This window comes from Streptomyces sp. NPDC037401 (assembly GCF_055602345.1).
Genome location: NZ_JBVJWO010000001.1, coordinates 104033 through 118873, shown reverse-complemented (window position 1 = coordinate 118873; position 14841 = coordinate 104033). Strand labels below are relative to the sequence as shown.

Annotated in this window: 14 protein-coding genes; 6 read left to right on the top strand and 8 right to left on the bottom strand. The window is 73.1% G+C overall.

Annotation, left to right across the window (positions count from 1 at the left end):
- Positions 1-5: 5 nt before the first annotated feature.
- Genes ACZ7H1_RS00550 through ACZ7H1_RS00535 form a run of 4 tightly spaced genes read right to left on the bottom strand, consistent with a single transcriptional unit; the run spans position 6 to position 4363 of the window.
- A complete protein-coding gene (locus ACZ7H1_RS00550; protein WP_470782458.1) occupies positions 6-785 on the bottom strand; it encodes a CDP-alcohol phosphatidyltransferase family protein in 780 nt (259 codons plus the stop codon).
- Positions 763-1824, bottom strand: a complete 1062-nt coding sequence (locus tag ACZ7H1_RS00545; RefSeq protein WP_470782456.1) for an iron-containing alcohol dehydrogenase family protein — start codon at positions 1822-1824, stop codon at positions 763-765. Before ACZ7H1_RS00545 ends, ACZ7H1_RS00550 begins: the two co-directional genes overlap by 23 nt.
- Positions 1812-2564, bottom strand: coding sequence for a phosphocholine cytidylyltransferase family protein (locus ACZ7H1_RS00540; protein WP_470782455.1), 753 nt, complete (start codon positions 2562-2564; stop codon positions 1812-1814). Before ACZ7H1_RS00540 ends, ACZ7H1_RS00545 begins: the two co-directional genes overlap by 13 nt.
- Entirely contained in the window at positions 2561-4363 is a 1803-nt protein-coding gene (locus ACZ7H1_RS00535; RefSeq protein WP_470782751.1) for a DUF5941 domain-containing protein, read from the bottom strand. Before ACZ7H1_RS00535 ends, ACZ7H1_RS00540 begins: the two co-directional genes overlap by 4 nt.
- A gap of 427 nt (positions 4364-4790) precedes the next feature.
- On the opposite strand from ACZ7H1_RS00535, the gene ACZ7H1_RS00530 reads away from it, so the two are divergent.
- Both ACZ7H1_RS00530 and idi read left to right on the top strand, forming a co-directional pair.
- The gene (locus ACZ7H1_RS00530) at positions 4791-6047 is read left to right on the top strand and encodes a bifunctional class I SAM-dependent methyltransferase/N-acetyltransferase (protein WP_470782454.1); all 1257 of its coding nucleotides are present in this window, start codon (positions 4791-4793) and stop codon (positions 6045-6047) included.
- A gap of 171 nt (positions 6048-6218) precedes the next feature.
- Positions 6219-6815: an isopentenyl-diphosphate Delta-isomerase gene (gene idi / locus ACZ7H1_RS00525; RefSeq protein WP_470782453.1), complete on the top strand. Its 597-nt coding sequence runs from the start codon at positions 6219-6221 to the stop codon at positions 6813-6815.
- 31 nt (positions 6816-6846) lie between these two features.
- On the opposite strand, the gene ACZ7H1_RS00520 is transcribed toward idi, so the two are convergent.
- Together ACZ7H1_RS00520 and ACZ7H1_RS00515 are read right to left on the bottom strand one after the other, a co-directional pair.
- Positions 6847-7344 carry an ATP-binding protein gene (locus ACZ7H1_RS00520; protein ID WP_470782451.1) on the bottom strand — a complete coding sequence of 166 codons (498 nt, stop codon included), beginning with the start codon at positions 7342-7344 and terminating at the stop codon, positions 6847-6849.
- A gap of 83 nt (positions 7345-7427) precedes the next feature.
- Positions 7428-8102: an HdeD family acid-resistance protein gene (locus ACZ7H1_RS00515; protein WP_470782750.1), complete on the bottom strand. Its 675-nt coding sequence runs from the start codon at positions 8100-8102 to the stop codon at positions 7428-7430.
- 12 nt (positions 8103-8114) lie between these two features.
- Here ACZ7H1_RS00515 and ACZ7H1_RS00510 point away from each other — a divergent pair, with 12 nt between their 5' ends.
- Both ACZ7H1_RS00510 and ACZ7H1_RS00505 read left to right on the top strand, forming a co-directional pair.
- Positions 8115-8879 carry an enoyl-CoA hydratase/isomerase family protein gene (locus tag ACZ7H1_RS00510; protein ID WP_470782449.1) on the top strand — a complete coding sequence of 255 codons (765 nt, stop codon included), beginning with the start codon at positions 8115-8117 and terminating at the stop codon, positions 8877-8879.
- Positions 8880-8899: 20 nt separating this feature from the next.
- Complete coding sequence (locus tag ACZ7H1_RS00505) at positions 8900-9445, top strand: lipoprotein (protein ID WP_470782448.1); 546 nt, start codon at positions 8900-8902, stop codon at positions 9443-9445.
- Positions 9446-9474: 29 nt separating this feature from the next.
- Here ACZ7H1_RS00505 and ACZ7H1_RS00500 read toward each other — a convergent pair whose 3' ends face one another.
- Both ACZ7H1_RS00500 and ACZ7H1_RS00495 read right to left on the bottom strand, forming a co-directional pair.
- Positions 9475-10110 carry a DJ-1/PfpI family protein gene (locus tag ACZ7H1_RS00500; protein WP_470782447.1) on the bottom strand — a complete coding sequence of 212 codons (636 nt, stop codon included), beginning with the start codon at positions 10108-10110 and terminating at the stop codon, positions 9475-9477.
- A gap of 80 nt (positions 10111-10190) precedes the next feature.
- Positions 10191-11171 carry a GlxA family transcriptional regulator gene (locus ACZ7H1_RS00495; protein WP_470782446.1) on the bottom strand — a complete coding sequence of 327 codons (981 nt, stop codon included), beginning with the start codon at positions 11169-11171 and terminating at the stop codon, positions 10191-10193.
- Positions 11172-11327: 156 nt separating this feature from the next.
- Between ACZ7H1_RS00495 and ACZ7H1_RS00490 the strand changes: the two genes are divergently transcribed.
- Both ACZ7H1_RS00490 and ACZ7H1_RS00485 read left to right on the top strand, forming a co-directional pair.
- Positions 11328-12197 (top strand): SCO6745 family protein, encoded by an 870-nt coding sequence (locus ACZ7H1_RS00490; RefSeq protein ID WP_470782444.1) that lies wholly within the window; start codon positions 11328-11330, stop codon positions 12195-12197.
- A gap of 68 nt (positions 12198-12265) precedes the next feature.
- On the top strand, positions 12266-14743 hold the full coding sequence (locus tag ACZ7H1_RS00485) for a Tex family protein (protein ID WP_470782442.1): 2478 nt from the start codon (positions 12266-12268) through the stop codon (positions 14741-14743).
- Positions 14744-14841: the final 98 nt, after the last annotated feature.

Here is a 14841-nt window from a genome sequence, read left to right as displayed (position 1 = left end):
GGTGCTCACTTCAGCCTGCTGGAGACGAGGACCGACACCAGGTGCAGAACGGTCTGGAGCAGCGCGATGCCCGCCAGCACGGCGACGCCGAGCCGGGAGTAGAACAGGTCGCCGCGGACCTGGTCCGCGACGGCCAGGACCAGGATGAGGAGGGAGGCCTCGATGCCCAGGATCAGCCGGTGGAACTTCAGCGCGGAGGCGGCCCGGCGGGCGAGCGCCATGCCGGAGGAGCGCGGTTCGGCGGCGGCTTCCTTGACGGGCGGCAGTCCGCCCTGGTGCCGGGCGACGCCCACGAGGTCGGTCTCGGCCTTGATCAGGATCGCGCCGAGCGCCGCGAGGGTGCCGAGGAAGGCCCACAGCCAGTCGATCCGGCCGCTGCCCCACAGGTCCGCGGCGCGCAGGCCGAAGCCGACCAGGACCGCCGCGTCGCACAGGTACGCGCCGACCCGGTCGAGGTACACGCCTGAGAGCGAGTACTGCTGCTTCCAGCGGGCGACCTCGCCGTCGACGCAGTCGAGCAGCAGGTACAGCTGGACCATCACCACGCCGAGGACGGCGCCCCAGATGCCCGGCACCAGCAGGGCCGGGGCGGCCAGGACACCGGCGAGGGTCATCACGTAGGTCAGCTGGTTGGGCGTGACCTTGGTGTTCACCAGGGAGCGGGTGATGCGCAGGGAGATCTCGCGCATGTAGAGGCGGCCGCCCCAGTGCTCGCCGCTGCGCCGGTCCTTGACGCCCGGCGGGTGAACGACGGGCCGGAGTTCAGCTACGGATGGTCTGGGCATAGTCGGAGTAGGCGTCCCTGATCTCGGCTGCGGACAGGTTGAGGTGCTCCAGGATCGTGAAGCGTCCCGGGCGGGTCTGCGGGGCGTACTCGACGGCCTTGACGAACTCGTCCACGCTGAACCCGATCTCCTCGGGCAGCACGGGCAGGCCGTGGCCGCGCAGCACCTCCGCGAAGAGCCCGGACTGCTCCTTGGCCCCGCGCAGGTGCATGGCGAAGGCGGCGCCGATGCCGACCTGCTCGCCGTGGAGCGCGGAGCGCCCCGGGTAGAGCAGGTCGAAGGCGTGGCTGATCTCGTGGCAGGCGCCGGACGACGGGCGGCTGTCGCCGCTGATCGACATGGCGATGCCGGACAGCACGAGCGCCTCGGAGAGCACGGTGAGGAACTCGTCGTCGCCGCAGCCGCCGGGGTGGCGCAGGACGGACTCGCCGGCGGTGCGCGCCATGGCGGCCGCCAGGCCGTCGACGGGCTCGCCGGTCAGCCGGTGGGAGAGCTCCCAGTCGGCGATCGCCGAGATGTTGGAGATCGCGTCGCCGATGCCGGCGCGGATGAACCGCACCGGGGCGTCCTTGATCACATCGAGGTCGATGACCATGGCGATCGGCGTGGGGACCCCGTAGGACCCGCGGCCGTTGTCGTTGTCGAGGATCGACACCGGCGAGCAGATGCCGTCGTGGGAGAGGTTGGTGGCCACCGCCACCATGGGCAGCCCGACCCGCGCCGCGGCGTACTTCGCCACGTCGATGATCTTCCCGCCGCCCAGGCCCACCACGGCGTCGTAGCGGCGGCCCTTTATGTCGTCGGCCAGCTTGACCGCGGAGTCGATCGTGCCGTCGACGACCGGGTACCAGTCGGCGTGCGGCAGGACGGGCTCCAGCTTGGCGCGCAGCGCCTGGCCGGAGCCCCCGCTGATGGCGATCGCGAGCTTGCCGGACGCCGAGATCCGCTGGTCGGCCAGGAGGCCGGCCAGGTCGTCCATGGCGCCGCAGCTGATGTCGACGACGACCGGCGACGGGATGAGCCGCGTCAGTACTGGCACGCGATCTCCCGGCCCTTGGCGAGGTCGTCGTGGTTGTCGATCTCGACCCACTTGACGTCGCCGATGGGGGCCACGTCGATCGTGAAGCCGTCGTTGACGAGGTGCTGGTAGCCGTCCTCGTAGTAGAGGTCGGGGTCGCGCTCGAAGGTGGCCTTCAGGGCGTCGGCCAGCGCCTCGGCGGCGTCGGGCTCGATCAGGGTGACGCCGATGTACTCGCCGGTCGCGGTGGCCGGGTCCATCAGCTTGGTGATCGTACGGACGCCCTGACCGTCGGCGGTGATGACCTTCATCTCCTCGTCGGCCAGCTTCTTGACCGTGTCGAGGGCGAGGATGATCTTCTGGCCCTTGCCGCGGGCGGCGAGGAGGGTCTTCTCGACGGAGACGGGGTGCACGGTGTCGCCGTTGGCGAGGATGACGCCCTTCTTCAGGACCTCGCGGGCGCACCACAGGGAGTAGGCGTTGTTCCACTCCTCGGCCTTGTCGTTGTCGATCAGCGTGATCGACAGGCCGTACTTCGCCTCCAGGGCGGCCTTGCGCTCGTACACGGCCTCCTTGCGGTAGCCGACGACGATGGCGACCTCGGTCAGGCCGACCTCGGCGAAGTTGCCCAGGGTCAGGTCGAGGACGGTGAGGCTGTCCTCCCGGCCCTCGGGGCCGACCGGCACGAGGGCCTTGGGCAGGGTGTCGGTGTAGGGACGCAGGCGGCGTCCGGCACCGGCAGCGAGTACAAGGCCGATCATGCTGGTTCTCCTTCGTCATGTACGGCGGGTGCTCCGGAGGAGACCCAGAAGCGGATGCTCTCGGCGAGCACCACGAGTGCCACGAACACGGCCATGGCCGTGAGCGCGACGGGGAAGTCGGTGTTGCGCGCGAGGACGGCGGCCAGGACCGCGGTCAGCAGCACCCGGCCTTCGTGGCCGCCGGTCGTCCGCACCAGCCAGTGCGGGGGCGCGCCGGTGCCACCGCGGATGCGGTACACCGTGTCGTAGTGATGGTAGGCGACCGCCGCCACCAGGCCGAATGCCGCAGGCAGGGCTCCGGGCACGTCCGCCTTGGCCGCGAGGACCAGGACGGTGGTGTACTCGGCGGCCCGGAAGACCGGCGGGACGAGCCAGTCGAGCGCTCCCTTGAGGGGGCGGGCGACGGCCACGCCGGAGAGGACCGTGTAGAAGACGGCGGCGACGACGACCTGGCGGCTGCCGAACGGCGAGGCGCACGCGGTCCAGATCAGGGCGGCGGCGCCGACGAGGGCGAGGACGAACCCGGCGCCGGGCGCCATGCGCGCGGTCGCGCGGCCGACGAGCTCGGCCAGCGGGCCGGAGTCGGCGAGGTCCGCGAGGGCCCGCGCGGCGCGGTCGGTGCGCTGCGACTTGCGGGTCACGGAGCGCAGGACGCGGCCCGCGGTGGTGTAGAGCGCGCCGAAGGCACAGCCGGCGATCAGGGCGTAGAAGGTGATGCGCGGGGTGGTAGCGGCCGTGAGGACGGCGATCATCGCCCAGCGCTCGCCGATCGGCAGGATGATCATCCGGCGGACCCAGACGGTCCAGCCGACGCTGTCGAGGCGTGCGGAGAGGGCCGCGGTGGGGGCGCCCGTGACGGATTTCCCGGCGCCCGTGGCGACCGCGGCGTCGACGTGTGCCTCGTTGAAGGAGAAGTCCACGACGTGCCGGCAGGTCATCAGCACCATCGCGCCGAGCGCGAGGGCCCACACGTCGTCGCCGGTCCGGGCCGCGCCGAGCGCGAGGCCGGCGTAGAAGGAGTACTCCTTGGCGCGGTCGAAGGTCGCGTCGAGCCAGGCGCCGAGCGTGGAGTACTGGAGCGAGTAGCGGGCGAGCTGCCCGTCCGTGCAGTCCAGTACGAAGGAGACGAGGAGCAGCACGCCGGCGGCGATGTAGCCGGTGCGCTCGCCGGTGGCCGCGCAGCCCGCCGCGATCAGGGCGGTGAGCAGCGAGGCGGTGGTGACCTGGTTCGGGGTCAGCCCGCGCCGCGCGCACCAGCGTGCGATGTAGCGCGAGTACGGGCTGATGAAGAAGGTGGTGAAGAAGCCGTCGCGGGACTTCACGGCGCTGCGCAGCCGCACGGCCTCCTCGTCGACGGCGGCGACGGCGGCCTCGGCGGCGGTACGGGCCGCGGGGTCCTGCGGCACCGCGGCGACCAGCGTGCCGAGGTCGGGCCGCTGCACCGGGGCGCCCGCGGCCTCCATGGCGCCGGCGAGCCGGTCCGGCAGGCCCGCGTCGAGCGGGTCGGGCTCCGCCGCGGCCTCGGTCAGCCGGGCCCGCAGCGCGGGCTGGACGCCGAGCGCGCCGGGGACGGCGCAGGCGTCGAACCGGGGGTCGGTCAGCGCCAGCCGCAGGGCGTGGGTGTGGCCGACGAACCGGCTGTCGACGAGGGCGACCCGCTCGTCGGCGGGCAGCGCGGACAGCACGTGCCCGGCGTCCCACGGAGCGGGGGCGTGGCGCACGTCGAAGCCGAGCGACCGCAGTTCGCCTTCGAGCGGCGATCCGGGTACCGGCGGACCGGTGAGGATGGCGGTCGGCAGACGAACCCACTCCTTACAGCGAACCCTGAAACAGCCGCCCCCACGGGGGCGGCGACACGTCGGCAGAGGCTATCGGATGAATGGAAGGGGGCGTTCATCACCCGTTCACGCCCCGATAAGCCGATGATTGCGGCCCTTGATCGCGGTCGTCGTCCACCGCCCTCCCCCGGGCCCGGCCGTGATCATCATGGTCGATCGGCCCTGTCGGCGACAAACCGCGGCTGCTAAGGTGATCGCTGAGACGTTCGGTTCTGTGCGTCCATCGGTCCTGGGTGTCGAGGAGGTGGGTTGATGACCGTCACGGTGACCGCTGCTCTGTGCGGCGGCGACAGGTTCATCCCCATCCTCCGGGCGTCCGGCCGGGGCTGATCACGCCTTCCGTGCGCTGATCGCGCCGTCGGCGACGCCCTTCACGCAAGGGTTCGCGTTGACCGACACCACCTCTTCCTTCGAGGCATTTCTCACTCTTCACCGCGGGCTGCCCCGCCAGGGGCCGGGGTCCGACGCGACCACCCGCCGCCTGCTCTGCCTCGCCGGCCCGCTGCCCGAGCGGCCGCGCGTCCTCGACATCGGCTGTGGTCCGGGCCGCAGCGCCCTGCTCCTCGCCGCCGAGACGGGGGCCGAGGTGACCGCCGTCGACCTGAACGACGGCTTCCTCGACGAGCTGCGCGGAGCCGCCGCGGCCCGCGGGCTCGGCGACCGGATCCGTCCGGTGCGGGCCGACATGCGCGCGCTGCCGTTCCCGGACGGCTCGTTCGATCTGGTCTGGGCGGAGAGCTCCGTCTACAACGTCGGCTTCGACACCGCCCTGCGGGACTGGAAGCGGCTGCTCGCACCGGGCGGCTCGCTGGTCCTGACCGAGTGCGTGTGGACCGCCGAGTCCCCTTCCCCGCAGGTGCGCGCCTTCTGGGAGGAGCACTACGCCCTGCGTAACGACGCGCAGAACACCGCGGCCGCCGAGGCCGCCGGCTACCGGGTCCTCGGGGTGCACCCGCAGCCCGGGTCCGACTGGGAGGCGTACTACGGACCGCTCGGCGAGCGGGCCGCGGCGGCGGACCCGACCGTCCCGGGCATGGCCGAGGCGGTCGCCGGGGCACTGCGGGAGATCGCCGTGCGCCGCGAGCACGGCCACGAGTACGGGTACAGCGGGTACGTCCTGCGACCGGTCTCGCGGCCCGTCGGCGGCTGGCCGGTCCGCGAGGAGCGGCCCGGCGACCGGGAGGCGGTGCACGCGGTGCACGCGGCCGCCTTCGAGACGCCGTACGAAGCGGATCTGGTGGACGCGCTGCGGGCCGACGACGCCTGGATCCCGGGGCTGTCCTGGGTGGCCGAGGCGCCGGACGGGTCGGTGGCGGCGCACGCGCTGATCACCCGCTGCCACATCGGCGGGGTGCCGGCGCTGGCACTGGCGCCGGTGGCGACGGCTCCGGAGTTCCAGCGGACGGGCGCGGGCAGTGCCGTGGTCCGTGCGGTGCTCGATGCCGCACGCCGGCAGGGCGCACCGCTGGTGGTGGTGCTCGGACACCCGGAGTACTACCCGCGCTTCGGGTTCGTGAGGGCGTCGCGGCACGGGATCTCGCTGCCGTTCGAGGTGCCGGACGAGGCGAACATGGTTCTGGTGTTCGACGGTTCCGTGCCGGTTCCGGCGGGCACGATCACCTACCCGGCGCCGTTCGGAGTCTGACCGGAGTCCGAGCCGTCCTCCGCGTCCCGGCGGCGTACGCCGTGCGACGTGACGTCTGCCCCCCGCCGCATATCACGCGGCGGGGGGGCAGACATGCGCGGACCACCGAAGTGCCGACAAGCCGCTTTTGTACGGCAGACTGAAGGCCGAAGACCGAAGCGAAGGATGGTTATGCCGATCACACCAGCCACCGCCGCCACCAGCGCGTCCCCCGGCACTGCTGATGAACCGATCATGCTCGAGCTGGTCGACGAGGCGGGCAACACCATCGGCACCGCGGAGAAGCTGTCCGCGCACCAGGCGCCCGGGCAACTGCACCGGGCGTTCTCCGTGTTCCTGTTCGACGAGGCCGGGCGGCTGCTGATCCAGCAGCGGGCCCTGGGGAAGTACCACTCCCCCGGCGTCTGGTCGAACACCTGCTGCGGGCATCCGTACCCCGGGGAGTCGCCGTTCGCGGCCGCGGCCCGTCGTACGTACGAAGAGCTGGGGCTGTCGCCTTCGCTGCTCGCGGAGGCGGGGACGGTCCGCTACAACCACCCGGACCCGGATTCGGGTCTGGTGGAGCAGGAGTACAACCACCTTTTCGTGGGACTCGCGCAGGCCGAGTTGAGGCCGGATCCGTCGGAGGTCGGCGACACGGTCTTCGTGACGGCGGACGAGCTGGCGAAGCGGCACGCGGCCGATCCGTTCTCGGCGTGGTTCATGACGGTGCTGGACGCGGCGAGGCCCGCGATCCGCGAGCTGACCGGGGATGCCGCGGGCTGGTAGGCGCGCAGACGGGCACGCGGCCGGCCCGGGCCTACGGCCGTCGGCCGGGAATCGGCAGGGCCGCCCAGATGACCTTCCCGCCGCCGGCGGTGTGCTCCACGTCGCAGACACCGCCCGCGAGGGCGGTGACCTCCCTGACGAGCAGCAGGCCCCTGCCGCCGGTCTGGCCGAAATCGGCCTCCAGGGCCTTGGGGCGGTACGGGTGGTTGTCCTCGACGGCCACCCGCACCCATTGCCGGCCGATCGCGACCTCGACGGCGACCTGCGGGGAGAGCAGGGCCGCGTGGCGCACGGAGTTGGTGACCAGCTCCGAGACGATCAGCAGCAGGGAGTACGCGGTGTCCCCGTCGGGGACACCCTGGCGGCCCAGCAGGTCGCGCACGGCCCGGCGGGCCTGCGGAACGGATTCTTCAACTGCGGGTGCCGTGAACCTCCATACGCCGTCATAGGCTGGTTCCGAGGCCGGTGGTTCGCTCGGGGGCGGCGCGTCCATGTCCCGGCCCCCGTCTTCACGCTCGATCGTCTCCACAGGTCAAGGGTGGGGAACGGGCGGGTGCACGCTGGGAGCCTGACCAGAAGTCAGCGCTATTCGGACACATTTTGACCGCTGGCTTATGACAGCGTCAGTTGTTGGACTGCTCCTGATCTTCTCGTCCGTGCTTCTCGGCCACCCCGGTGGCGCTCCCCGGGGATGCCCCGGCGGCGTCCGCAGCGGTCCCGTCCGCCGCCTCCCGCGGCCCCTCCCCCCGCCGCCTCCCCGTCGTCGACCAGGCCCAGGATCCGCCGGGCGCCCTTACCGAGGGCGATCAGGCTCAGTCCGTCGAAGAGCAGCGCGAGGGAGAAGAAGGCACCGATCACGTACTGGCTGTTGCCCGGCCGGCCCGACAGCACCAGGAAGCCGAGCAGCACGCCGAAGGCGCCCTGGACCACGGCCAGCCCCGGGTACGGCCCGCGCACCACGAGGGCGCCGGCGAGCCGGAACACCCCGCCGGTCAGGAAGAACAGCGCCGCGAACATGGTCAGCGCCTCGGCGCTGGCCTCCGGACGGCGCAGGATCACGAAGCCGGCCGCCAGGTTGATCGCGGCGACGATCACGGACAGCCAGAAGCAGCTGCTCTTGCGGAAGTGGACGGCCTGGAACAGCCCGACCGCGCCGCCGATGAGCAGCAGCCAGCCGAAGAGGACCATCGAGGTCAAGGTCGCCAGCCCGGTCGGCGGGCGTGAGCGCTCCTTCTGCCGGCGCCCCCCTGCAGGACTCCCTTGATCATGAGATCGGCGGACCGGGATAGCATCCGGCTCATGAACGCGCAGCTGCAGCACACCGTGACCGACGGTGTCGCCACGGTCGTCATCTCCCATCCCGCCAAGCGCAACTCCATGACCGCGGACATGTGGCGGGCGATGCCGGAGCTGCTGGCGGCCCTGGCCGAGGACCCGGCCGTACGGGCGCTGGTGCTGACCGGCGCCGGTGAGACCTTCTGCGCCGGGGCGGACATCTCCTCGCTCCGCGATCCGGCGGCCGGGGACCCCCGGTCCCTCGCGGTGGCGGCCGAGGAGGCCCTCGCGGCGTTCCCCCGGCCCACGCTCGCCGCGATCCGCGGGTACTGCGTCGGCGGCGGCTCCCAGCTGGCCGCCGCCTGCGATCTGCGGTTCGCGGAGGAGGGCGCGGCCTTCGGCGTGACCCCGGCCAACCTCGGCATCGTCTACCCGGCCTCCTCCACCCGGCGCCTGGCCTCACTCGTGGGACCGGCTGCGGCCAAGTACCTGCTGTTCTCGGGCGAGTTGATCGACACGGAGCGGGCGCTGCGTACCGGTCTGGTCGACGAGGTGCTGCCCGCCGGGCAACTCGCCAAGCGGGTCGCCGAGTTCACCCGGGTCCTGACCTCCCGCTCGCGGCTGACGCAGGCGGCGGCCAAGGAGTTCATCGACGGGCGCACCGGCCGGGAGGCCCACTGGGAGGCGCAGGCACGCGAAAGCGGCGACACCGCAGAGGGAGTCGCCGCCTTCCTGGAGCGCCGCGCGCCCCTGTTCACCTGGCCGGAGCCGGGCGGGCGGCAGCAGTGATGCGGGCCCGGGTGCGGGTGGTGGCGGCCGCGGCACTGCTGGCGTGGACGGCCGTGGGGTGTGCGGGCGACGCCGGCGCTGCGAGGATCGGGGCAGCCGGTGCGGCCTGCGAGCTTCCCGTGACGTTCCAGGTGGAGGAGCCCTGGGAGGCGAAGACCGGGCCGCGGCCCGACGCCGCCTGGTTCCGCTTCGCCAACCAGTGCACGATCAAGTCCGCGACCGGCAGCAGGACGGACCTGGCGGTGTACGCGGACCGGAAGCGGCCCGAAGACACCCCGCGCGCCGTGCTGGACGCGCTCAGGCCCGGGGCCGCCCACGACTGGGAGTACACCTCCGGCGTGACCTACCGCGAGACGCGGGTCGGGTCGATGCCCGCGATGGAGGTGACGTACCGGATGAGCCCGCCGACCCCGGACGGGCCGTTCCCGGTCCGCGAGCACGCGGTCGTCGCGCCCGACGGGGTGATCGTCGTGCGCCTGGGCGGCCCCGGCAGCCGGAAGGAGCAGGAAGCGGCCCTGGCGGCGTACGAGCGCATCATCGCCTCCATGGAGCCGTCAGCGTCCTGACCCGGGCCGCTCCCGTCGCGCCGTCCGATTCATTCGAGGATGAAGCGGCTCTTGGCGCGCCACTCCTCGACCAGGTCGGCCGGGGCCTTCTCGGGCGAGCCCGCGTCGTACGGCGGCTGCGGGTCGTACTCGGTGAGGAGCTGGACGCTCTGCGCGGCTCGGTCGCCGGCGATCCGGCCGAGCAGGGTCAGGCCCATGTCGATGCCGGAGGAGACCCCGGCGGCGGTGACGTACTTGCCGGAGGTGACCACGCGCTCGCCGGTGGCCTCGGCGCCGTACTTGGCGAGCTGTTCCAGGGCCAGCCAGTGGCTGGTGGCGCGGTGGCCCTCCAGCAGGCCCGCTGCGGCCAGGAGCAGGGAGCCGGTGCACACGGACGTGGTCCAGGTGCTGGTCGCGTCGACGGCGCGCAGCCAGTCGAGGAGGGCGGTGTTCTCCATCTGGTCGCTCTGGCCCGGTCCGCCGGGGACGATGACGATGTCCGGGTGCGGGACGTCCGCGAGTGACTTGTCGGCGATGAGGGCGAGCGCACCCGAGTCGTTGCGCACCGGGCCGGGCTGCTCCGCCACGAACACCGTCTCGGCGCCGGGGAGGCGGCCGAGGGTGTCGAACGGCCCGATGGCGTCGAGCGAGGTGAAGCGGTCGTAGAGCAGGATCGCGATCTGCACGGGATCTCCTTCGGGTGGCAGTGTGACATGTGACATTGCAATGTCCCGCGCCATGGCGCGGGCGGGCAACCACGGCGCGCTCAGTGCGCCGCGGCCGCGCCCAACGGGCGTCGCGGGCTGAACCGGCGCCGGTACTCGGCCGGCGACTGGCCCAGCGTTCGGACGAAGGCGCGGCGCAGGGCCTCCGGGGTGCCGTAGCCGCAGGCACGGGAGATCTGCGAGACGCCGTCGGAGCTGTCCTCCAGCAGGCGCCGGGCATGCTCCACCCGGACGCGTTCGACGTACCGTCCCGGGGTCACCCCGGTCTCGGCCTGGAAGGCCCGGGCGAAGTGCCGGGGCGAGAGCCGGGCGCGGGCGGCGAGCGCCTCCACGCTCAGGTCGCCCTCGGGGTGCTCGGTGATGAACCGCTGCACCTCGCGCAGCGGTTCGCGCTGCGCGGTCTGCGCCGCGAGCTGGGCACTGAACTGGGCCTGGTTCCCCGGCCGGCGCAGGAACACCACCAGGTGCCGGGCGACGGTCAGGGCCGTGTCCCGGCCCAGGTCCTCCTCCACCAGGGCCAGTGCCAGGTCGATCCCCGCGGTCACCCCCGCCGACGTGGCGACGTTCCCGTCGCGCACGTAGATGGGGTCGGGGTCCACCTCCACCGCCGGGTAGCTGCGGGCGAGCGTCTCGCAGACGAGCCAGTGCGACGTGACCCGGCGGCCGTCGAGCAGTCCGGCCTCGGCCAGCAGCAGGGCGCCGGTGCACACCGAGACCAGCCGGTCCGCCCGGGGCCCGTGCTCGCGCAGCCAGGCGACCAGCGCCGGTTGCGGAGACCGGGTTCCGTGGCCTCCGGGCACCAGCAGGGTGTGCGGCCGGGGCGCGGCGTCCAGGGAGGTGTCCGGTACCAGGGTGAGCCCGCTGCTGGTGCGTACGGGCAGCCCGTCGAGGGAGGCGGTCCGGATCCGGTAGCCCGGCCCCGGACCGGCCAGGGAGGCTCCGGTGAAGACCTCGACCGGCCCGGTCACGTCGAGGCTCTGCACCCCGTCGAAGAGGACGGCCAACACGGTTCGCTGCGGCATGGCCCCCATCCTGTGCGCCGCCGCGGGTGGCTGCAACGACGCGCTCCCCACCTTTCCTGCCATGCCGGTACGCCTCGGCCCCACCTAGCCACGTCCCGCACAGGCGTGGCCGGAAATCGCTTAGCCGGGCCCGGGGCGGCCGGTTAGCGTGCGCGCATGACCTCCCTCCTCCCCGCACTCGCGGTGCGCAACTGCGCTCAGGGCACGCTGAATCCGATGCACGCCATCCTCTACTTCGCGCCCGAGCACGCCCGGGAGATCGCGGCGGCCGGCATCAAGGACCCCGTCGGCGGAGGGCTCGCGGCGCGCGCCGCCGCCCTCGGCGCGGTCGGTCCCGGCACGGTGGCCGCGGCCTTCTTCAACTACAACCACGAGCTCCTCGCCCGCCATCTGCCCGGCGTCTGGCAGGAGGCCAGCCCCGAGGCCGTGCTCGCCGCCCGCGTCCGGGCCGCCGACGCCACCCTGCGGCGGCTGCTGGGCGAGGACATACTCGCCTCCGCCGAGATGAAGGAGGCCGCCGGGCTGGCGCTGCGCGCCACCGAGGCCTGCACGCGGCACGGCCGCGTCCTGTACTCGGCCCACGCCGACCTCCCCGTGCCCGAGGAGCCGCACCTCGCCTACTGGCACGCGGCCACCCTGCTGCGCGAGCACCGCGGCGACGGCCACATCACCGCCCTCCTCGCGGCGGAGCTCGACCCGATCGAGTCGCTGGTCTCGCACACCGCCTCGGGCCTGGGCATGACCCCGAAGTGGACCCGCAACACCCGCGGCTGGACCCAGGAGGACCTCGACGCCGCCAAGGACCGGCTGCGCGAGCGCGGGGCACTCGACGCGGCGGGCGAGCTGACCCAGGCCGGCCTCGACCTGCGGGAGGCCGTGGAGCTGGAGACCGACCGCCTCGACCGCGCCCCGTACGAGCACATCGGCGCCGCCGGCACCGCCCGGCTGACCGAGCTCGGCCGCGGCTGGTTCGTGCACGCGCTCGGCAACGGCGCGTTCCCGGCCGACCTGCTCGGCAAGGCCTGACCTGCTCCACAGGTGCCACCTGCCACAATTGCAGCCTTCAAGGCTCATACGAAGGCGGGACCGAGATCGTGACCACGTCCATCGAAGGCAGGATCGCCGAGGAGCTCGGCGTACGCGAGCGTCAGGTGAAGGCCGCCGTCGAGCTGCTCGACGGCGGCTCGACCGTGCCGTTCATCGCCCGCTACCGCAAGGAAGCGACCGAGATGCTCGACGATGCGCAGCTGCGCACCCTCGAGGAGCGGCTGCGCTACCTGCGCGAGCTGGAGGACCGGCGTACGGCCGTCCTGGAGTCGGTCCGGGAGCAGGGCAAGCTGGACGAGGCGCTGGAGGCGCGGATCCGGGCCGCGGACACCAAGGCCCGCCTGGAGGACATCTACCTGCCCTTCAAGCCGAAGCGGCGGACGAAGGCGCAGATCGCCCGCGAGGCGGGGCTGGAGCCGCTGGCGGAGGGCCTGCTCGCCGACCCGTCGGTGGAACCGGCCGCCGCCGCGGCGGCGTTCGTCGACGCCGACCGGGGCGTGGCCGACGCGGCCGCGGCCCTGGAGGGCGCGCGGGCCATCCTGACGGAACGCTTCGCCGAGGACGCCGACCTGATCGGCGAGCTGCGCGAGCGGATGTGGACGCGCGGGCGGCTGGCCGCGAAGGTGCGCGAGGGCAAGGAGGAGGCGGGGGCCAAGTTCGCCGACTACTTCGACTTCGCCGAGCCGTTCACGGCGCTGCCCTCGCACCGGGTGCTCGCCATGCTGCGCGGCGAGAAGGAGGACGTGCTCGACCTGACGCTGGAGCCCGAGGAGCCGGCCGACGCCACCGCCGCGGCGCCGGCCCCGGCTCAGGCCCCTTCGGCGTACGAGGGCATGATCGCCCGCCGGTTCGGCATCGCGGGCCCGTCGGCGCAGGGCCGCCCGGGCGACAAGTGGCTGGCGGACACGGTCCGCTGGGCCTGGCGTACGAAGGTCCTGGTGCACCTCGGGATCGACCTGCGGATGCGGCTGCGGCAGGCGGCCGAGGACGAGGCGGTCCGGGTGTTCGCCGCGAACCTCCGCGACCTGCTGCTGGCGGCGCCGGCCGGGACCCGCGCGACGCTGGGTCTGGACCCGGGTTTCCGTACCGGTGTGAAGGTCGCCGTGGTGGACGCGACCGGCAAGGTCGTCGCCACGGACGTGATCTACCCGCACGTTCCCGCCAACAAGTGGGACGAGGCGCTGGCCAAGCTCGCCCGGCTGGCGAAGGAGCACGCGGTCGAGCTGGTCGCGATCGGCAACGGCACCGCCTCGCGCGAGACGGACAGGCTCGCCGGCGAGCTGTGCGCGAAGCACCCGGAGCTCGGGCTGACCAAGGTGATGGTGTCGGAGGCGGGCGCCTCCGTGTACTCCGCGTCGGCGTTCGCCTCGCAGGAGCTGCCGGAGCTGGACGTGTCGCTGCGCGGCGCGGTCTCGATCGCGCGCCGGCTGCAGGACCCGCTCGCCGAGCTCGTCAAGATCGACCCGAAGTCCATCGGCGTCGGCCAGTACCAGCACGACCTGTCCGAGGTGAAGCTGTCGCGCTCGCTGGACGCCGTGGTCGAGGACTGTGTGAACGGCGTCGGTGTGGACGTCAACACCGCCTCGGCGCCGCTGCTTTCGCGCGTCTCGGGGATCAGCGGCGGGCTCGCGGAGAACATCGTGGCGCACCGGGACGCCAACGGGCCGTTCCGCAGCCGCCGGTCGCTGAAGGACGTGGCGCGGCTGGGCCCCAAGGCGTACGAGCAGTGCGCCGGCTTCCTGCGGATCCGCGGCGGTGACGACCCGCTGGACGCCTCCAGCGTGCACCCCGAGGCCTATCCGGTGGTGCGGGCGATGGGGAAGACGGCGGGCGGCGAGGTCGCGGCGCTGATCGGCAACACCGCGGTGCTGCGTTCGCTGCGGCCCGAGTCCTTCGTGACGGACGCCTTCGGCCTTCCGACGGTGACGGACATCCTGCGGGAGCTGGAGAAGCCGGGGCGGGACCCGCGTCCCGCGTTCAAGACCGCCACCTTCAAGGAGGGCGTCGAGAAGATCGGCGACCTGGCTCCGGGGATGGTCCTGGAGGGCGTGGTCACCAATGTGGCGGCGTTCGGTGCGTTCGTGGACGTCGGCGTCCACCAGGACGGCCTGGTGCACGTCTCCGCCATGTCGAAGACCTTCGTGAAGGACCCGCGGGACGTCGTGAAGCCCGGGGACGTCGTCCGGGTGAAGGTCATGGACGTGGACATCCCGCGCAAGCGGATCTCGCTGACCCTGCGGCTGGACGACGAGGCGCAGGCCCAGGGCGGCGCCCAGGGCGGAGGCGGGCAGCAGCAGCGCGAGGAGCGCCGGGGCGGCGGCCGCCCGCCGCAGCAGCGGGGCAGCGGCGGCGCGGGCGGCGGCAGGGCGGGCGGCAAGGGAGCGGGCAGCGCCGGCGGTGCCGGAGCCGGTGGTGCGGGGCGCGGCGGCCGCCGCGAGAACACCCCTCCGCCCGCGAACAGCGCGATGGCCGACGCCCTGCGCCGGGCGGGGCTGGCGGACCCCAAGGACCGCCGCCGCGGCTGATGGCTTGATCGGTCCCCCCGGAAGCCCGGCTTCTTGCCAAGCCCCGGACCGGGTCGGTAGGGATGACGGAGGCCCGCCCGCCACAGTGGGGCGGGCGG